This is a genomic window from Serratia sp. NA_13, from assembly GCF_052691735.1.
Genome location: NZ_JBQZFV010000006.1, coordinates 58345 through 76752, shown reverse-complemented (window position 1 = coordinate 76752; position 18408 = coordinate 58345). Strand labels below are relative to the sequence as shown.

16 protein-coding genes and 1 pseudogene are annotated in these 18408 nt (G+C 55.9%); 7 read left to right on the top strand and 10 right to left on the bottom strand.

What is annotated here, in order from left to right; genetic code table 11:
• On the top strand, window positions 1–129 hold the full coding sequence (locus ACUTSU_RS11270; RefSeq protein ID WP_445651265.1) for a hypothetical protein: 129 nt from the start codon (window positions 1–3) through the stop codon (window positions 127–129).
• A 34-nt stretch (window positions 130–163) separates the two neighbouring features.
• Here ACUTSU_RS11270 and ACUTSU_RS11265 read toward each other — a convergent pair whose 3' ends face one another.
• The 8 genes from ACUTSU_RS11265 to ACUTSU_RS11230 all read right to left on the bottom strand — a co-directional run bounded on the left by ACUTSU_RS11265 (window position 164) and on the right by ACUTSU_RS11230 (window position 9408).
• Complete coding sequence (locus tag ACUTSU_RS11265; protein ID WP_445654183.1) at window positions 164–1414, bottom strand: phospholipase D-like domain-containing protein; 1251 nt, start codon at window positions 1412–1414, stop codon at window positions 164–166.
• Window positions 1407–2057, bottom strand: coding sequence for a MotA/TolQ/ExbB proton channel family protein (locus ACUTSU_RS11260; protein ID WP_445651263.1), 651 nt, complete (start codon window positions 2055–2057; stop codon window positions 1407–1409). The genes ACUTSU_RS11265 and ACUTSU_RS11260 overlap by 8 nt, the downstream gene beginning before the upstream one ends.
• A gap of 19 nt (window positions 2058–2076) precedes the next feature.
• A complete protein-coding gene (locus ACUTSU_RS11255) occupies window positions 2077–4320 on the bottom strand; it encodes a TonB-dependent receptor family protein (protein WP_445651262.1) in 2244 nt (747 codons plus the stop codon).
• Between the two features lie 39 nt (window positions 4321–4359).
• Window positions 4360–5106: an energy transducer TonB family protein gene (locus ACUTSU_RS11250; protein WP_445651261.1), complete on the bottom strand. Its 747-nt coding sequence runs from the start codon at window positions 5104–5106 to the stop codon at window positions 4360–4362.
• A 1-nt stretch (window position 5107) separates the two neighbouring features.
• Window positions 5108–5515 carry an ExbD/TolR family protein gene (locus tag ACUTSU_RS11245; protein ID WP_135314976.1) on the bottom strand — a complete coding sequence of 136 codons (408 nt, stop codon included), beginning with the start codon at window positions 5513–5515 and terminating at the stop codon, window positions 5108–5110.
• A 296-nt stretch (window positions 5516–5811) separates the two neighbouring features.
• Window positions 5812–6744, bottom strand: coding sequence for an Rpn family recombination-promoting nuclease/putative transposase (locus ACUTSU_RS11240; RefSeq protein WP_445654182.1), 933 nt, complete (start codon window positions 6742–6744; stop codon window positions 5812–5814).
• Window positions 6745–7319: 575 nt separating this feature from the next.
• Window positions 7320–8240 (bottom strand): L,D-transpeptidase family protein, encoded by a 921-nt coding sequence (locus tag ACUTSU_RS11235; RefSeq protein WP_445654181.1) that lies wholly within the window; start codon window positions 8238–8240, stop codon window positions 7320–7322.
• 289 nt (window positions 8241–8529) lie between these two features.
• Entirely contained in the window at window positions 8530–9408 is an 879-nt protein-coding gene (locus tag ACUTSU_RS11230) for a helix-turn-helix domain-containing protein (RefSeq protein WP_445654180.1), read from the bottom strand.
• A 123-nt stretch (window positions 9409–9531) separates the two neighbouring features.
• On the opposite strand from ACUTSU_RS11230, the gene ACUTSU_RS11225 reads away from it, so the two are divergent.
• Window positions 9532–10350: an AraC family transcriptional regulator gene (locus tag ACUTSU_RS11225; protein ID WP_445651258.1), complete on the top strand. Its 819-nt coding sequence runs from the start codon at window positions 9532–9534 to the stop codon at window positions 10348–10350.
• On the opposite strand, the pseudogene ACUTSU_RS11220 reads toward ACUTSU_RS11225, so the two are convergent.
• Window positions 10343–10630, bottom strand: a pseudogene (locus tag ACUTSU_RS11220) (SDR family oxidoreductase); the annotation flags it as partial. The gene ACUTSU_RS11225 and the pseudogene ACUTSU_RS11220 overlap by 8 nt on opposite strands.
• Between ACUTSU_RS11220 and ACUTSU_RS11215 the strand changes: the two are divergent.
• Together ACUTSU_RS11215 and yncE are read left to right on the top strand one after the other, a co-directional pair.
• Complete coding sequence (locus ACUTSU_RS11215) at window positions 10627–11409, top strand: hypothetical protein (RefSeq protein WP_445654179.1); 783 nt, start codon at window positions 10627–10629, stop codon at window positions 11407–11409. The pseudogene ACUTSU_RS11220 and the gene ACUTSU_RS11215 sit on opposite strands and share 4 nt — an antisense overlap.
• Before the next feature lie 339 nt (window positions 11410–11748).
• Entirely contained in the window at window positions 11749–12825 is a 1077-nt protein-coding gene (gene yncE, locus ACUTSU_RS11210; RefSeq protein ID WP_445654178.1) for a 7-bladed beta-propeller protein YncE, read from the top strand.
• Between the two features lie 281 nt (window positions 12826–13106).
• Here yncE and ACUTSU_RS11205 read toward each other — a convergent pair whose 3' ends face one another.
• Window positions 13107–13436, bottom strand: coding sequence for a hypothetical protein (locus ACUTSU_RS11205; RefSeq protein ID WP_445651255.1), 330 nt, complete (start codon window positions 13434–13436; stop codon window positions 13107–13109).
• A gap of 194 nt (window positions 13437–13630) precedes the next feature.
• Here ACUTSU_RS11205 and ACUTSU_RS11200 point away from each other — a divergent pair, with 194 nt between their 5' ends.
• From ACUTSU_RS11200 to ACUTSU_RS11190, 3 genes are all read left to right on the top strand, one after another.
• Window positions 13631–15004, top strand: coding sequence for a glutamine synthetase family protein (locus ACUTSU_RS11200; RefSeq protein ID WP_445651254.1), 1374 nt, complete (start codon window positions 13631–13633; stop codon window positions 15002–15004).
• A gap of 63 nt (window positions 15005–15067) precedes the next feature.
• Entirely contained in the window at window positions 15068–15778 is a 711-nt protein-coding gene (locus tag ACUTSU_RS11195; protein WP_445651253.1) for a trehalose-6-phosphate synthase, read from the top strand.
• Window positions 15779–16022: 244 nt separating this feature from the next.
• A complete protein-coding gene (locus ACUTSU_RS11190; protein ID WP_445651252.1) occupies window positions 16023–18203 on the top strand; it encodes a carbon starvation CstA family protein in 2181 nt (726 codons plus the stop codon).
• Window positions 18204–18408: the final 205 nt, after the last annotated feature.

The following is an 18408-nucleotide window of genomic DNA, read 5'->3' as shown; positions in this document are numbered from 1 at the left end:
ATGACAGAACATAAATTCAAAGGCAATCTCAGCGTCCTCGACGTGGTGATGATCACCGCCTCCGGCGTCACACCGGCCAGTTCGATCTTCGTCATTGCCCCGCTGGAACAAGCCGACTGGCGAGGTTAAGAGTGGGGGCGCGGCATAGCGCGCCCTGAGTCAGTCAGGACTCACCGCCCGGTTTGGGAGCCGGGTAGTCATAATCGAGCTTGAGCGGTTCGGCGTAAACGCTGTCCCATAGCTGGCTGTAGAGCTTATCCACTCGCTGGCTCATCACCGGGCTGTGCAGGACCAGTTCCAGATTGCGCGAGTTATCCAGATAACCGCCGGTCCAGTTGCTGGTGCCGATCCACGCCGTTTCGCCGTCGATGGTCATTATCTTGCTGTGGATCACCCGTGCAAAAGGAATGAATCCGCTGCTGGCAGGGGGAATGGTGACGATCTTTATCTGCACATTAGGCACCAGGGCCAAACTTTTCAGCCAGGCGATATCCGGTTTTTTGGTGTTCCAGTTGGCGACCATCAGCTCGATCTTCACACCACGGGCGGCGGCGCTGCGCAGGGCATTGTCGATCACCGCGTAGTAAGGTCGGCTGTGTTCCGGGCCAAAGGACAGTGGCGCGTAGTCCATCACCTGTACCCGTACGCGCTGTTTGGCGGTTGCCAGCAAGCGCGGCAACTCCACCTGCGAGTCAATCACCCCAGCCGGATTATAGGCGCGTGGACTGGCGACCAGATAGTTACCCTGCAGCGTTTCGGGACTCGGCCGGTAAGGCAGTGGCGACACTGGCTTATCCGCCGTCAGCAAAGCCTGAGCTTGCCAATCCTGCTCGAAGATCGCCTGGATCTGCCCGACCACCCCGGCATCGCTAATGCGCAGCCCGGTTTCATGGATATGCGCCAGCGCACGCCAGTCAAAATTCTGGCTGCCGACAAATGCCTGCTCACCGTCCACCAGCAGGTATTTGGCATGCAAAATACCGCCGCTCAGCCGTTGATAAGGAATAATGCGCAGTTCCAGATTAGGGATCGCCTTAAGCTGTTCCAGCGTCTCGGGGGTAGAGATACGGATGCCCTTCTCTTCCATCAGAAAGCGGATTTTCACCCCACGTTCGCCCGCCGCCTTCAAGTGTTGCAGCACGCCATCCAGCAGCGAACCCTGTTGGTTCGCCACGTAGAACTGACCCAGATCGATGCGGGTTTTCGCCACATCGAACATCTGCTGCCACACCTGCGCGGTGTTACGCAGGTCATCCGCCTGCAAAGCGGTTTCCACCGGCGCGGTATACACCAGCTCGTAGCCGGGAATAGCAAAACGCGCCGCCGCACTCTGGCTCAACATCAACAGACAGCCACCCCATAACGCCGTGTAAAGGCGACCTAATGGCCGCCGTGGTTGATGGCCATTAGGCATAGCGCGGAGCCTCACTGTCAACCCATTGCTCGCGACTGCCGTTTTCCGGGCGGCTGGCCGGTGCCCCGGCACGGATCAACAACACTTTCAGCAGTTCGTTGATGCGCTCCATGCGGCTTTGCAGGTAGTTGTTGCCCACCAGGCACAACAGCGCAATGGCGATCCCCAGCCCGGTGGCGTACAGCGCGGTACCCATGCCGGCGGATACCAGGCTAGGTTCGGACACCCCGGAAGCGGCCAGCGCCTTAAAGGTTTCGATAATCCCCATCACCGTGCCCAACAGCCCCAACAGCGGGGCGGCGGTGACGATGGTTTCCAGCAGCCACAGACCACGCGCCATCAGCGGTTTGCTCAACAGGTACTGCGCGTCGACCAGATCCCCTATCGCTTCGCGGTCACCGGCGCGGTGCTTCTGCTCCAGTACCGGTGCGATCACCGCCAGCGGCAGGCTGTTGCGCTGTGTCACTTCATCCGGCAGATCGGCGGCGCGATGCACGTCCGGCGTCAGCGCCTGCTCCAACCGACGGGCCTGGCGCTGGGTGTAGGCGAAATACAGCGCGCGCTCAACAATGATCACCAGCGCAATCGCCAGCGCGGCGTACATCACGTAGAAAATAATGTCGTGCAATAAATTGGCATTCATAACATACCCCTCAAATTAGTTAAAAGGTGGCTTCCAGCGACACGCTAAAGGTGCGCTCTTCCCCGACGTTGTAATACGGCGTACTGGCTTTCACGCCGCCATAAGGCGCGGCGTTGAAGGTGGTGGTACGTACCGAGGTCAGGTATTCCTTGTCAAACAGGTTGCTGACGCCGAAACGCAACGCCGCGCTTTTGATGATTTTCTTGTCCACCGGCAAATGCACCCCCGCCGCCAGATCGAACACCGTGCGGCCGCCGATCTTCTCGTCGTTGGTCAGATCGCCGTAGAACGAACTGACGTATTTGCCGCTGACGCTGCCGTAATACAGGCCGTCGTCGTAGCCCAGCGTCATGTTCAGCAGGTTTTTCGGCACGTTCGGCACTTCTTTGCCGGACGTCGGCAGCGGCAGCCCGCCGTTGCTGACGATGTCGTTCTTCTGCTTCGACTGGGTATAGGTGTAAGAGGTGTAGTAGTTAAAGTTGTGCGGCAGTTGGCCGCTCCACTCCAGCTCAAGCCCTTTGTTCTCCACGTTGCCGATGTTCATCATCTCGTAGTCGCCGGACGCGTTGGTGGTGGAGACCTGACGGTCGCTGTAGCGCATATAGAACAGTGTTGCGCTCATCAGCATGTCTTCCTGCTGGAAACGCCAGCCCAGCTCGTGGTTCCAGCTCAGCTCCGGCTTGGTGCTGATCGAGTCGCCGACGTTGTACAGCACATAGTTCGGTGGGGTACGCATGTTGCGCGTCAGGTTATAAAACACCTGATTTTCCTGGTTCAGCTTGTAGCTGGCGCTGAAGTTCGGCAGGAACTCGTGGTAAGTGGCATCGCGCTTCTCCGGCGCGTTGTACAGGCTGCCCCGGTTGTCCCCTTTACGTTCCACGTACTGATAGGCCAGCCCGCCGACGAAGGTCCAGTCCGGCGTGGCGTACCAGGTGTCCTGCAGCCACACTTTCTGCGCCGGGGTGATGGTGTATTGGTTACGGCCCTGCACGGTATTGCCGTTGGCGTCCTGCACCTGATCGGAACCGCCCGGTTTGCCTGAAATCTGCGCCGGGTTACCGTCGTCCTTGATACTGATAAACGGCTGGGTCTGCAACTGGCGCGCACGTTCATACCAGTAGCCGATATCCAGGCTGTGCTGGTCGTTGATGTCCCACTTCAGCTTGGTGGTGATGCCGGGACGCCAGGTCTGGGTCCATGACGGGCGGTAATAGGTGTTGGACTGCAAATTGCTCAGATCGTACTGCCCTGCCTTGTCCGACGTCTTGGACAGCACCGACGCCGTCTGGCCGGTGAAGCTGCCGCCGTTGCCCCAGTAGTAATACGGCTGCAGGGTCAGCGACAGATTGTCGCGCAGCTGCAACTTTTGGGTGAATGACAGCGTGAAGGTATCGAACGGGTTGCGATTGAGCTTGTAGTACTTGTTCAACTGCCCCTTGCTGTTGTATTCCGGCGTGGTCGCGTAGTCGGTATGGCGCCCGTCGCTTTCGAACTGCGCCTTGCTCAGGGTGTTGTAGTTGACGTTCTGTTGGCGGTTGTACTTCATGACCAGGTTACTGCTGTTGCCGTTGCCGTCTTCGTACAGCGAGTTCATCTCGAACTTGTTGGAATATTCGCGCCCTTCACCGCGCCATTTTTTCGCCTCGGTGTGCGAGTAGGAGATCCAGTTGCTGAAACCGTTGTACTCGCCGGTTTCCAGACGGGCAAAGGTTTTGCTCAGGTTGTTGCTGCCCAGCGTCTGTTTGACGAAGCCGCCGAAATCTTTTGCCGGCCGGCGCGTCACCATGCCGATATTGCCGCCGCTGGAACCAATGTGCGGACCATCCGCCTCGGATGAACCCTGGGTGACGAACACTTCCTCCAGGTTCTCCGAGTCGCCCAGCAGGTTCGGGTAAACCGCATAGTTGCCAGAGTCGTTGATCGGGATACCGTCCATCGACAGGCCGATCTGATCAGAGTTCATGCCGCGCATGGTGTAATCGACGCCGCTCAGGCCGCTGGCGTCGTTGCTGTTGACGTTCAGGCCCGGCGTGTATTTCAGTTTGTCGATGGCATTGGCCGCGGCGGGCATTTTGTCCATCGCCTCTTTGGTGACGGTGGAGCGCGCCTTGGCGCTGTCGTCCTGCACCATCATACCGCCGCCCAGCGACTGCCCTTTCACGCTGATGGTACCGACGTCGGTGGTGTCCGCCGCCATCGCCGCGCCCGGCAGCATCGCCGACATCACCGCCAGATAAAGCCCAGATCGATTGAAAGATTTCATTGTTCCCTTCCCATAAAAATCAAACTGTTATGCCAGGCGTCAAGGCGCCTGATAATTGAACGTGGCTGAAAATCGTTTTGTTGTTTGCCCGTTGAAAGCCCCGCTTGGGAACGGCTTCACCTGGCTGATACTTTGCAGACTGCTAAGCGCCGCACGGTTGAGCAGCATGCTGGCCGCTTTATTGGCGATGCCGGACGAGAGCACCCGACCGCTACGATCGACTTCCAGCCAGACCTCGACGTTGCCCTGCGGCCGCTCAAGTGACGCCTGCCGACCACTCGGGTAACGCTTGCGCTGCTCCAGCTCATGACGCAACGCCTGCAGATAACCGTTTTCGATCGCCTGCGTATTCACTTTCGGCGCCGCCGGGGCGACCGGAGCGGGTTGTGCCACCGGTTTGCTGACCAGCGCTTTTGGTGCTGTTGGGGCCGCGACAGGTTTAGCCTTCTCCACCGGCCTGGCTTTTTCTTTTTCCGGCTTGGGCTTGGGTTTCGGCTGTGGTTTGGGCACCGGTTTGGCTTCGATAATCGGCTCCGGGGCCGGCACCACAGGCTCGGGAATAGGTTCTGGTTCCGGTGGCGGAGGTTCGGGTTGCGGCTCCGGTGATGTTTCCGGTTGAGGTTCCGGCGCAGGTTCAGGCTCGACCAATGCCAGCTCCATGGCCGTTTCGTCATAGCGCGGCTGAATTTTCAGCGCCGCCTGCTGGCTGGCAAACAGCACACAGCCAACGACGATCAGCGCCGGTAACCCACTGAAAAGGTGACGTGAACGATAGAGCAGATACATGTCACAGCTTCCGTGTGGCGATAGAGACAGAGTAGAAACCGCCCTGACGCAGGTTATCCATCACCGCCACCAGCCGCTCTACCGCGACGCCCTTGTCGCTGTTGACGATGATGGTGGTGGTCTGGTTCTCCTGCTGCTGCTGTTTTAGCGTATTGACCAGAGCGCCAAGCGCGACCGGTTGGCCGTCGAGCTGCAGTTGATCTTCGGCACCCAGCGTAATGATTGCTTTCTTCTGCGGTTTCAACTGCTGGGCGCTACCGGCGGACGGCAACTGAGTTTTCAGCCCGAGGGCCGGGATCACGTTCAGGCTAATCAACACAAAAAACACCAGCAAAAACATCATCACGTCGATCATCGGGATCAGTTCGATGTGCGCTTTGTTCTTCTTCGGCTCGTTCCAGTTACGCATGGCACTCCCTCCCAAAAGCAAAGCAGCCAATATAGAGAGCCTATGTTTACCTTTTGTTACGCTTGTGTGATCTTATTTTCACAACGCACATTATTTGAGATGATTTTCTCAAATGAAAACGGGTCAGGGGAGTTATATAACTGGTTAATTGGATATGATTTTTAATGGAATAATGACGGAATGGAATTTATAGCGGTTAATATATAGGCAGGTAAGTTGTGATTATCCTGACACTTTATAGCAAGATCTTCAGACCGTGCTTTTGCATCAGGACGTTGGATGAGGGGTTCACACAATTAATGGCGGATTTGTGCCAGGTCGTCGGCCGTCAAACCGGTCATGTTCATTACCGCGTCCTGGTCGATGCCATTCGCCAGCATGGCGCGGGCAACGGTAAGCTTTCCTTCAAGCATGCCTTCTTGACGCCCTTTCTCGATACCTTTCTCGATACCTTTCTCGATGCCCTTCTGCTCAAGCTGTTGTGCAATAGTCATTAGTTCATCCTCATGTTGCGGTACCCGCAGTGCCAATTCGCGTACAAAGGCTTCAGCATCGGCCGCTTCTCCGGCCAGAAGAATATAGTGTACCAGCGAAATCACCTGTGGCGAAGACAGATAGCCACTCAGCAGGATGGTGGCCAGTTTGTCAATCAGCTCTGCCAGGCCTCGCTGCCGAATATGTTTCTGCAGCAAGGTCAGTGCAGCCATGCTGCGATGGTCCATGATCTCGTTATCAGGGATAACCGTCACATCGACCAGCGGAAATTCGGCTGTATAGAGTTTTCCCGCCAGTTCCGGATCGTAAAACTCCCGCAGCCAGTTGGTGGAATAAGGATAAGGAGTGCGTTTGCCGGTATAAAACAGGACAGGTATCACCAACGGCAGTTTTTTGTGACCGGCATCCAAATGCCTCTGCATGGCCGCTATTGCATACCTGATTAGCCTGAAAGCCATGTGTTTATCGGGTGTAGACTGATGCTCAATAAGGACGTGGATATAACCATCATCCCCAGTAATGGTTTTCAGGCTGTAGAGCACATCGCTGAAATACTGGCGAAGGTCATCTTCAACGAAAGAACCGGATTCCAGTTTCAACGTACTGAGGTCGCAGATGGCACGCAGTTCTGGCGGAAGATGGAGCTCCATAAAATCGCGGGCAATCTCCGGCTGCGTCAAAAACTGACGAAATGCCGCATCGTGTGGCGTTGGCGTTTTGTTTTTCTTTTTCATTCCCTGATAGCCTTTGAGTATTATTTAATTTCACATTATCACAAGCAACGGCCGGGTTATATTAGCAATCATGGTAAGATGAACGTGCAATACAGAACTCAACACAACATAAGGCTATGAATTAAAATTAAAAACTTAATAAAATTTAGATAAACATTCTGAAAATAAATATATTAATAGGATTATTTCAGCGCACTTATATTATTTAAAAACAGGTTAATTATTGCCGCAAAACATCGCCCCACAAATACCCACTAATAGTAATACATCTTTGAAATATAACTCCGACATATTTAAATTCCAACTATCCTTTCCACCGGGCAACAATTTACTTACTTGAGAAATAAATATTCTAATTTCAAATAAAAACCATAAAAAAAGACGCCAGAAGGCGTCTCAGACTGATGACCAACCTCATTCCTGCCCAGAGCAAGTAGAGGCCAATAAATAAAAATCAGGAAAATCAATTTATTGATTTTCGGCTGCTCACCACAAAACAGGAAAAACCACGCTTTTTCCTGCTTTGTCAGCAACCTAAGACGCCCGAAGGCGTCTTGTTTGCAGCACTGATGTAATCAGTTCACTTTAACCGGCATACCGGAACGGGCTTTCATCGCCGCGTCCACTTCGCTCTGGTTAACGGCTGGGTCCATCATCACTTTGCCTACTGGCGCAGAGATGGTCAACGGCACCGGATCTTTCGACTTCAGCTGCTCTTCGTTAGCAGAAAGCGGATTGTGCACTTCCAGATAACGGGAACCGTCCGGCTCGACGCTGGCTTTGATCGGCTCGTTGATGAATTGCACACGAGTCCCGACAGGCGCGTTGTCGAACAGGAACTTGATGTCGTCAGCACGCAGACGCACGCAGCCGTGGCTCACGCGCAGACCGATACCGAAGTTAGCGTTGGTACCGTGGATCGCATACAGACGACCAACGTACAGCGCATACAGCCCCATCGGGTTGTCAGGACCGGCCGGGAATACTGCTGGCAGGATCTCGCCGTCAGCGGCGTATTCTGCGCGCATCTTGGCGGTTGGCGTCCAGGTTGGGCCGTCTTTCTTGCGCTGTACCGTGGTGGTCCAGTTCAGCGGGGTATCTTTACCCAATTGGCCGATACCGATTGGCAGCACGATCACCGTGTTGGTGCCTTTCGGGTAGTAGTACAGACGCATCTCGGCACTGTTGATGATGATGCCTTCACGCGGAGCGTCAGGCAGAATCAACTGCTGAGGGATGGTCAGGGTGCTGCCGGGTTTCGGCAGGAACGGATCCACACCCGGGTTGGCTTCCAGCATATTGCTCAGGCCCATCTGGTATTGAGCGGCAAAGCTCTCCAGCGGCAGCTTGCTGTCTTCCGGTACGGTGATTTGGATGTTCTCCCCCACCAGACGGCTGTCTTTAGCGGGTAAAGGATAGACAACGGCGAAGGCAGCTTGGCTGAATACCACCAGTGCCGTAAACAGGGTTAGTAACGCGCGAATGCTCATTTTCATCTTCGTGTTGGTTGTGGCCACTGGCAGTTATAGGTTATTTCGGCCCTCTCTACCCAAAGAATTTCAGGTTGCGGCTAGGCGGCTAGTGCGCGAATCCTTGGGAGCTTACTCAGGTAAGTGACCAAGGTGACCGCACGCAGCCAGCAACGCAGCAGCTTGAAAGGCGAAGGGTATGACCGGATGCGCATTATATGTGCACATCGACCTAAGTGTGAAACATTACCGGCGCAATATCGAACTTTTTTGTAACCTGGTGCGGCACCAAGAGGAATAACTGTGAAAACCGCCGCTAAAGCGCGGCGATTGGCGGTGACATCAGGCGGATAGGGATCAGATATTCGCAGCGGATTACCGTACCGCCTGCGCTGCAAACGCCACCCGACGCGGGATAAAAACGTTCGATATCCTTACCCGGCCGCCGGATTGCTTTCATCATGGGTATCGCGGTGTCATACAGCCGGGCGATAAAGTTTTGTAACTCTTCAACCTGCCCCTGATAGGCAAAGCTGGCGTAGTCGCCCTGCTCGATCACTACCCTTTCGCCTTCTGCCCATTCGTCCGCGAGCGCCAGAGTATAAGCCATCCGTTGCCTGCCGCGTAGCCTGCTGTCAGCCTCCAAGCTGGTGAGGCCATAGACCACCGCCAAAGTTTCGGCTTCCTTCGGCATCATCTGTCGCCAGGCGTGCTGACGCAGCTCGTTTTTCAAATGCAGCAGCTGCCCCAGCGTACAACTGCGGTGCTGGGTGTGACCAATCAATTGCATTGCCGGCAGCGTAACGATCTCCGCCTGTGGCAATGGCGTATCCATCAGCCGCAGCGGAGGCTGCATCCCCTGCCCTGGCCAGTCCGCACTGCGGCGATAACCGGCCGGTGGCATACCGAACTGCTTTTTGAAACAGCGGGTGAAAGTCTGCTGGGAATCAAACTGATACTTGTCAGCGATAAAGGCCACGCCGTGGTTGGTGAGCCGTAGTTCACGCGCGGCGGCCGTCAGCCTCCTGCGCCGGGCGTATGTCCCCAAGACCTCACCGGTTAACTCTTTGAATAACCGCTGCAAGTGCCATTTTGAGTAACCTGATTTGGCCGCAATATCGTCGAGCGTCAGCGGCTGGTCGAGGTTCTGCTCGATCCAGGCCAGCAGTGCCGTAATAACCTGTTGTTGATACATAGGCGCCACCTTATCTCCTGAGAGTGCTAAAACCAGCGCTCACTGTAGCGGTAGCGGTGCTAGACCACATTGCACAATCAGGACATAATATTTTTCAATTCCGCCAAACTGAGAATTATTCTCATGACCTTTATCACCGAGCCGCGTTTTGATATCGATCAGGTGCCGCGCGCCATTTTTGCCGTGCAGGGTTCCACCATTGATAAAGATTGGGAGATCACTCATCACCGGCACCGCAAGGCACAGCTGATTTATACGGTGCGTGGTATGGTCCGTTGCGAGGTGGAAAACGGTCTGTGGCTGGTGCCGCCACAGTGTGCGCTATGGATGCCCAGCAATGTGCTGCATAACGCCCAAGGGGCCAGTGCCAGCGAGTGCTACTGCCTGTTTGTCGATCAGGATGCTATCGCCGGGTTGCCGACCCACTGCTGCACGCTGGCGGTGTCCCCGCTGCTGCGTGAACTGCTGTTCCAGGCCTGCGGGTTCGAACAGTTGTACGACCAACAAGGCCCGGAAGGACGATTGGCCGGCGTATTGTTGGATCAGTTGGTCAAGGCACCGGTTGAGAACCTGCACCTGCCGGTCTCCAACGACGCGCGCATTCGCCAGTTAACGGAGCGGCTGCTGGCCGACCCAGCGGACAAGGCAACACTCGGCCAGTGGGCGCAGCGTATCGGCATGAGCGAACGCTCGCTCAACCGCACTCTGCAACAACAAATGGGCATGAGCTTTGGCCATTGGCGGCGACAATTGCACGTGGTGCTGGCGTTGCAACGGCTGACCCAGGGTGACAGCGTGCAACGGGTGGCGCTGGATCTGGGCTATGAAAGCGCCAGCGGTTTTGTCACCATGTTCAGAAAAGCGGTGGGTAAACCGCCGGCGCGCTATCTGGCAGAGAAAAACGCGGCGGACCGGGCACAAGGGGCCGGGATCGTCATGTAGTACCGAAACCGGCCACAAAGTTACTGCGCCAACAGCCGCCATCCATATTCCAGGCGGCACCCCGCACCTGCACGGCGGCGTCGCTGCACAAAAACAGCGCCAGTTCGCCCAACTGCTCCGGCGTCACAAACTCCAGCGAGGGCTGTTTCTCCGCCAAAAGGTCATCACGCGCCTGCTGTGGATCGGTGCCGGCGGCAATCCGCTGATCAATTTGCTGTTGCACCAGCGGCGTCAGCTCCCAACCGGGGCAGATGGCGTTGCAGGTAATGGCGCTGTGTGAACAACAGATGGGCGAGTTGGGTGCAACCTGCGTACCGTTGTTCGCCCGGTGATACCGTTATCGGGCTGGCTTCTGATGCCGATGAACGTTACTTTGGCCAGATCAAAAACATCCTGGTCGACATTGAAAAAACCTACCAGAATCAATTCCGCATGAGCGGTGCGCTAATCGGCACCCAGTTTCAGGTGGAACGAGCACGACTGTTTGGTACATTAAAACCATTACTCAATCGCCTTACCCGCGCCCAGCTCAATATGAAAGAATATAGCCAGATAAAGCATGCTCTGGGGCTTTCCAGCAAATCACTGGTACATGAATGGAGTACCGCCGGAGTCGGCGCGATTAAGGGCTATTCGAACTATATCGACAGCGCCAGCCGCGCCGCGAAATTTATGAAAGCCGGCGGCTGGGTTGGCATCGGCCTCAGTGGGTTGAATACCACCAATGACGTTTATAATGCCTGCACCAGCGGCCGGAAGCAGGAATGCACCAAGATTGCGGTTAAGGGGTACAGCAATTTTGCTGCGAGTACTTCAGCCGGGATTATAGGCGGAAGGTTTGGCACCGCCATAGGTATGGGTGCATGTGCAATAGTACTCGGCTCCGTAACTGCTGGTGTCGGTGCACTGGCTTGTGGGGTAGAAGGAGCTGCGGCAGGTGGAGCACTCGGTTCTGCTGCCAGTAGTGCGGCTTCTGATTATTTTACTATAATGCTTCAGGGTGCGATCTTGATTCTTATGTGCATTCTTATTTATTTTATAAATAATACAAAAAGTTAGAAATCTATAATGAAGAAAGCCTTAAGCACATTCCCGTTCTGACACTTTTTATCACAGTGATATTCAACAACCATCGCCCAGTCGGCGCCTGCGGACTGGGCTGGCCGCCGCTATCGAACGAGAAATGGCTGCCCGCCAATCCTCCACACTGTGATTTTCACCCCATCCTGCATTGAAATAACTCCCATTCTCAATAAATAATGATTACTATTCTCAAACACAAAACCCGATGCGCCACGACGCGACCGGCAGGACTTTACCCTTAATTCAATGTTGAGCTTTCTTGGCCTCAGGGCAACGGCTCTGCGGCGACAAGCTTTTTAACTCCATGGAGAGGTTATGAACTCTGCAACAACTCGCAACCGCCGTTTCGGCACACGCACCGCTTTCCCACTGTTACTACTCACTTCTATGCTGTTTTCTGCCCCGCTGCTGGCCCAGGGCGAGCCAGAACTGCTGCGTAAACCGGTCGCTAAAGGCGCTTATGAGATGGTCTACAGCCAGGGCGAGAACGCGCTGTATCTGGCCACTTCGCAAAGCCGCAAACTGGATAAAGGGGGCGTAGTCTATCGTTTGGATCCACAGACGCTGGATATCACCCAGATCATTCACAACGACATCAAACCTTTCGGCGCAGCCATTAACAGCAAGACCGACACGTTGTTCTTTGGCAACACCACCAGCAACTCGGTGACCGCCATTGATGGTAAAACTGGTGAAGTGAAAGGCCGCCTGGTGCTGGACGCGCGCAAGCGCTCCGAGACGGTAAAACCCCTGGCACCACGAGAGCTGGTCGCCGATGCCACCACCGATACCCTGTATATCACCGGCTTGGGTGAATCCAGCGTGGTTTGGGTGGTGAACGGCAAGGATCTGACCCTGCGCACCACCATCACCGAGACCGGTAAATATGGCACCGGCCTGGCGCTGGACGCCGCTGCCGGCCGTCTGTACGTAACCAACGCCGACGGCGAACTGGTGACTATCGACACCAAAACCAACAAGGTGGTCAGCCGCAAGAAGCTCGATGAGTCCAAAGAACACTTCTTCTTGAACATCAGCCTGGATCCGGCCACTCACCGCGCCTTTATCACCGACTCCAAGCAAGCGCAGGTGTTGGTTGTCGATACCCGCGACGGCAAAATTCTGAGCAAGATTGACGTGCCGGAATCGCTGGCGGTGCTGTTCAACCCGGCGCGCAATGAAGTCTACGTGACCCATCGCCAGGCGGGTGAAGTGAGCGTGATTGACGCCAAGAGCTACAAGCTGCTGCAAACCATCAAGACGCCGACCCACCCGAACAGCCTGGCGCTGTCACCGGATGGCCAGACGCTGTACGTCAGCGTCAAGCAGGCTTCCAGCCGTGAGAAAGAAGCCACGGCGCCGGATGACGTGATCCGCATCGCTTTGAAATAACACCGACAGGGGGCGCTATAGCGCCCCTTATGTTGCTGACAAAGCAGGAAAAAGCGTGGTTTTTCCTGCTTTGTGGTGAGCAGCCGAAAATCAATAAATTGATTTTCCTGATTTTTATTTATCGGCCTCTACTCACTCTGGGCTGGAATGAGGTTTGTCATCAGTCTGGGGGGGCGCTACGGCCCCCCTTTTATCGGTCTAAACCTTAAACCCGACGTGCTTGCCGTCCGGCATATAGACTGCAGTCTATAAACACAACGCCATTGTCGAAAATTTAGCCATTAATAGTCCGTTGTCTGAACCTTACCCACCAGCCCATCGGCGTCCTGGATCACCACTTTTTTGGTGGCACGCTGGTAAAGACACAGCTCCTTGCCCGGTTTGTTGTGCATAAACGCCTGCGGGTAGCGGCCACTAATCAGCAGCGCCGAGTAACCGATGTCGTCGCCATAATGAATAATGCTACCGACGGCTTTGGCGCCTTTCAGTCCGCTAGTTTTCAGACAGGCCGCTTGCAGCGCTTTATCGCCACTGGCCCAGGCAGCTTCCGACGACGCAGCGACGTTGAACGCCGTGATAGCGGCGATAAATACGATTAAGGTTCTGATCATCAACTTCTCTCCTGAATAACCCAATGATTCGCAGTATATGTGGCTATTTATTATTCAGCCATCAGACGGCGACGCATTATTTACAGTTTTTTTATTCCGGGCAGAAATAAAGTTACGGCGTTTTTACAGACAGCTTTTAGGGGCACGGATAACATCATTACATCGCCAATATGGCCTCACGAGACGGATGTTTCATGTACTCTAATATTATTGGTTTCAACCCGATGCTGGCGGATATTACCGCTACGCAGCCACGCCCATTTGGCAAGGAAGTTGAACAGTATTTACAGCGTTATCCGGATACTGAACACGTCGATATTTATCTCAACGATTTAAACGGTCAATTCCGTGGCAAACGGCTGCCGGTCGCCGAGTTATTCACGCTGGAAAAGGGCTGTTATTTCCCGCTGTCGATCTATGCCATGGATCTTGCGGGCCAGGTAATTGAAGAAAGCGGACTGGGTCAGCAGGCCGGGGAACCGGACCGGTTGTGCCTGCCGGTAGCGGGCACATTACGCCCCTGCGCCCGTGATCCACAGCACCACGCCCAGTTGCTGCTGACGATGAAAAATGCCGAGGGTGAGGCGTGCGAACTGGAACCGCGCGTGGTACTGCAACAGATACTCAAACGCCTGCAGGCCAAGGGCTACTACCCAGTGATCGCGGCAGAACTGGAGTTTTATCTGCATGACCCGCGACAACAACCCGCCGATGCCGGGCAGTGCCCGACGCAAAGTTTTTCTGTCGATGCCCCAGAGCGCCACCATGCACTGCTCAATGACATCGAACATCAGGCCAGACTGCAGGCGCTGCCGCTAACCGGCGTGGTGGCCGAGGCGGCTTCCGGTCAGTACGAACTGAACCTGCACCACAGTGCCCGGGTGCTGGAAGCTTGCGACCAGGTGCTGGCCCTGAAACGGCTAACGCGCCAGATAGCGGAAAAACACCACCAGCACGCCTGCTTTATGGCCAAACCCTGCGCGCAATCCGCCGGCAGCGGTTTGCACTTTCATATCAGCCTCCAGGATGAGCAGGGCAACAACCTACTGACCGGCGCTCCAGGCGAACTGAGCGACAACATGCAACAGGCGATGGCCGGAATGTTGGCATTGATGCCGGCCTCGATGGCCATCCTGGCACCGAATGTCAACGCCTTCCGCCGTTTTCACCCCGGTATGCATGTGCCGCTGCGTGCCTCCTGGGGGCACAACAACCGCACCGTCGCGCTACGCCTGCCCTGTGCCGACAGCGCCAACCAGCGTATCGAATACCGGCTGGCCGGTGCCGACGCCAATCCTTATCTGGCGGTGGCCGTCATACTCGGCGGCCTGTTGCACGGGCTGGAACAGCCCCTGCCGTTGCCCCCGAGCACCAACGGCTACGAAAACGACAGCGCCGCACCACTGCCACTCAACCAGCGGGAGGCACTTACGCTGTTTCGTCGCTGTCAGCCGCTGCGCGAGCTGCTTGGCCCGGCATTTTGCACCCTGTGGTACACCTGCAAAACCGCCGAACTGCGCCGCTTTGAAGGGCTGGTTACCGCAGCGGAAGTCAGTTGGATGCTTTAACCCGCCGGGTTCTGCATTCATCGGGCGAATATATTCGCCCCATAATTGAACAAGGAACAAAACATGTCTCGTTTGGTTTTGATCTCGAATAAGCAGTGTGACAGCAAAGATTTGACCTGCGCCTCGCAGGCCCTATCGCCCGTTGACACCAGCGATAATGAGCAAGGCCTGTGGCTGGGCTGGAACGGCGACGTGCAGAACTTTGGTGCCGCACCGCTGCGTCCGATCAGCCATCAGCACCGCAGCGGCTATCAGCAAGTGACCTTTCCGCTGTCCACCGAAGAGTTTCACTTCCACTATCAGGGCTACTACCACGATGGCCTGTGGCCGGTGTTCCATAATCACCCGGAGAAGGCGCACTTCACCCCGGAGAACTATCGGGCTTACCGGCAGCTCAACCAGCACTTCGCCGATATCGCCTGCGAGTACGTGTGCCCGAACGACATCATCTGCATTGATGATTATCAGTTGCTGCCCTGCGGCCAGGCGTTGAAAGAACAGGGGCTGTTGAACCCCTGCGCGTTCTTCTTCCACTTACCCTTCCCTTCGGCGTGGCTGCTCAGGCAGATCCCCGAGCACCAGGGGTTAATCGAGTCGCTATTTTTCTACGACCTGATCGGCTTTCAGTCGCTCGATGACCGTAATAACTTCCTCAATTATCTGACAAATGAATATCCGGTCGAGATGCTACCCAACGATCGGCTACAGGTTAATGGCCAAATCTTTGCTACCGGCATCTTCCCGGCCGGGATCAACGCCCGCAACATCTACTGAACATCGCCGCCCGGTTGGCGTTGCCGCACAGCGCCCAACCGTTCACCCCGGGATTTTGACCGCTTAGCTTCCCTATAGCACCGCTGACTGAAATTCAGATGTCTTCCCCTGCCCCGACCCGCAATGATGAGCTGTTCCTATACCTATACCCGACCGTTATCCGCACCCGGGCCACGCGCCTAAACATCTTATAAGCGGATTAACTTACTCATTTTTTTGCAGATTTTAACTGAAGGACATCTCAATGAACCGAGAGGGGATTTTAAAACACATACCCTGGATGCTGCTGGGGATACTCGGCGCTTCCTGCCTGGGTGTGGTGGCGCTGCGTCGCGGCGAACACATCAGCGCATTGTGGATCATCGTCGCGTCGGTGGCGGTGTATCTGGTGGCTTACCGTTATTACAGCCTGTATATCGCCACCAAGGTGATGAAGCTGGACGCCTTCCGCGCCACCCCGGCGGTGGCCAACAACGACGGCCTGAACTATGTGCCGACCAACAAGTACGTGCTGTTCGGCCACCACTTCGCCGCCATTGCCGGCGCAGGCCCGCTGGTCGGCCCGGTGCTGGCGGCGCAGGTCGGCTATTTGCCCGGCACGCTGTGGCTGTTGGGCGGCGTGGTACTGGCGGGGGCAGTGCAGGACTTTTTAGTGCTGTTCATCTCCTCACGCCGCAACGGGGCTTCGCTCGGTGAGATCATCAAAAAGGAAATGGGGCCGATACCGGGTACCATCGCGCTGTTTGGCTGCTTCCTGATTATGATCATTATTCTGGCGGTGCTGGCCCTGATCGTGGTGAAAGCGCTGGCGGAAAGCCCGTGGGGCGTGTTCACCGTTTGCTCCACCGTGCCAATTGCCCTGTTTATGGGCATTTACATGCGCTTCCTGCGCCCCGGCCGGGTCGGTGAGATCTCGGTGATTGGCATTCTGCTGCTGGTGCTCTCGATCTGGTTCGGTGGCGTGATTGCCCAAGACCCGTTCTGGGGCCCCGCGCTGACCTTTAAAGACACCACCATCACCTATACGCTGATTGGCTATGCGTTTATCTCCGCTCTGCTACCGGTGTGGCTGATCCTAGCGCCGCGTGACTATCTGGCGACCTTCCTGAAAATCGGCGTGATAGTCGGGCTGGCGATTGGTATCGTGATCCTCAACCCTGAGCTGAAAATGCCGGCGATGACCCAGTTTATCGACGGCACCGGCCCGGTGTGGAAAGGCTCGGTGTTCCCGTTCCTGTTCATTACCATCGCCTGTGGCGCGGTCTCCGGCTTCCATGCGTTGATCGCCTCCGGCACTACGCCGAAGCTGTTAGCCAATGAAAAAGACGCGCGCTTTATCGGTTATGGCGCGATGCTGATGGAGTCCTTCGTCGCCATCATGGCGCTGGTGGCAGCTTCGATTATCGAGCCAGGCCTGTACTTCGCCATGAACACCCCGCCGGCAGCACTGGGCATCACCATGCCGGACCTGCATCGTTTGGGTACCGAAGACGCCCCGATGATCATGGCCTCTCTGCGTGATGTAACTGCGCATGCGGCGGCGACCGTCAGTTCCTGGGGCTTTGTCATCAGTCCGGAACAGATCCTGCAAACCGCCAAAGACATCGGTGAACCTTCAGTACTGAACCGCGCCGGTGGCGCACCAACCCTGGCGGTGGGTATCGCCCACGTGTTCCACCAGATCATTCCTGGCGCCAATATGGGCTTCTGGTACCACTTCGGTATTCTGTTTGAAGCGATGTTCATCCTGACCGCGCTGGACGCAGGCACCCGTTCCGGCCGCTTTATGCTGCAGGACCTGTTGGGCAACTTTGTGCCATTCCTGAAAAAAACCGACTCACTGGTCGCCGGTATTGTCGGCACCGCTGGTTGTGTCGGACTGTGGGGTTACCTGCTGTATCAGGGGGTAGTCGATCCGCTTGGCGGCGTGAAGAGCCTGTGGCCGCTGTTCGGCATCTCCAACCAGATGCTGGCCGCAGTGGCGCTGGTACTGGGGACCGTGGTGCTGATTAAGATGAAACGCACCAAGTACATTTGGGTCACCGTGCTGCCAGCCGTCTGGCTGCTGATTTGTACCACCTACGCCCTGGGCCTGAAGCTGTTCAGCAACAATCCGCAGTTGGAAGGCTTCTTCTTCCAGGCCGGCGAGTACAAGCGCAAAATCGCTGAAGGCGGTGCCGAGTTGACCGCCCAGCAGATCGCCAACATGAACCATATCGTGGTGAACAACTACACCAACGCCGGGCTGAGCATTCTGTTCCTGCTGGTGGTGTACAGCATCATTTTCTATGGGGTGAAAACCGCCATGGCAGCGCACAAAAATCCGAACCGCAGCGACCAGGAAACCCCTTACGTGCCGGTGCCTGAAGAAGCGCCTGCCAACGGCGTAACTGAGGGGGAGGTCAAAGTTTCGCCGCAGCACTGATGGCGATTTAACGGATACCCTGCATAATGAAATCAGTTATGCAGTACCGACATGAAAGTTAACCGGTACCCAAAGGATTTCGGGCCGCAGCAAGGCGGCAAATGAGCGAATCCCCAGGAGCTTACTCAAGTAAGTGACTGGGGTTCGGGAGTGCAGCCAACACCGCTGCGGTTCGAAAGACGAAGGGTAAGCAGGGTATTTGGGA

Excerpts from the sequence above, each read along its gene's own strand:
- ACUTSU_RS11255 (WP_445651262.1), bottom strand. The coding sequence starts at position 4,320 with ATGAAATCTTTCAATCGATCTGGGCTTTATCTGGCGGTGATGTCGGCG.
- ACUTSU_RS11230 (WP_445654180.1), bottom strand. The coding sequence starts at position 9,408 with ATGTATCAACAACAGGTTATTACGGCACTGCTGGCCTGGATCGAGCAG.
- ACUTSU_RS11250 (WP_445651261.1), bottom strand. The coding sequence starts at position 5,106 with ATGTATCTGCTCTATCGTTCACGTCACCTTTTCAGTGGGTTACCGGCG.
- ACUTSU_RS11265 (WP_445654183.1), bottom strand. The coding sequence starts at position 1,414 with ATGCCTAATGGCCATCAACCACGGCGGCCATTAGGTCGCCTTTACACG.
- ACUTSU_RS11195 (WP_445651253.1), top strand. The coding sequence starts at position 15,068 with ATGTCTCGTTTGGTTTTGATCTCGAATAAGCAGTGTGACAGCAAAGAT.
- ACUTSU_RS11240 (WP_445654182.1), bottom strand. The coding sequence starts at position 6,744 with ATGAAAAAGAAAAACAAAACGCCAACGCCACACGATGCGGCATTTCGT.
- ACUTSU_RS11245 (WP_135314976.1), bottom strand. The coding sequence starts at position 5,515 with ATGCGTAACTGGAACGAGCCGAAGAAGAACAAAGCGCACATCGAACTG.
- ACUTSU_RS11190 (WP_445651252.1), top strand. The coding sequence starts at position 16,023 with ATGAACCGAGAGGGGATTTTAAAACACATACCCTGGATGCTGCTGGGG.
- yncE (WP_445654178.1), top strand. The coding sequence starts at position 11,749 with ATGAACTCTGCAACAACTCGCAACCGCCGTTTCGGCACACGCACCGCT.
- ACUTSU_RS11205 (WP_445651255.1), bottom strand. The coding sequence starts at position 13,436 with ATGATCAGAACCTTAATCGTATTTATCGCCGCTATCACGGCGTTCAAC.
- ACUTSU_RS11260 (WP_445651263.1), bottom strand. The coding sequence starts at position 2,057 with ATGAATGCCAATTTATTGCACGACATTATTTTCTACGTGATGTACGCC.
- ACUTSU_RS11270 (WP_445651265.1), top strand. The coding sequence starts at position 1 with ATGACAGAACATAAATTCAAAGGCAATCTCAGCGTCCTCGACGTGGTG.
- ACUTSU_RS11225 (WP_445651258.1), top strand. The coding sequence starts at position 9,532 with ATGACCTTTATCACCGAGCCGCGTTTTGATATCGATCAGGTGCCGCGC.
- ACUTSU_RS11200 (WP_445651254.1), top strand. The coding sequence starts at position 13,631 with ATGTACTCTAATATTATTGGTTTCAACCCGATGCTGGCGGATATTACC.
- ACUTSU_RS11235 (WP_445654181.1), bottom strand. The coding sequence starts at position 8,240 with ATGAAAATGAGCATTCGCGCGTTACTAACCCTGTTTACGGCACTGGTG.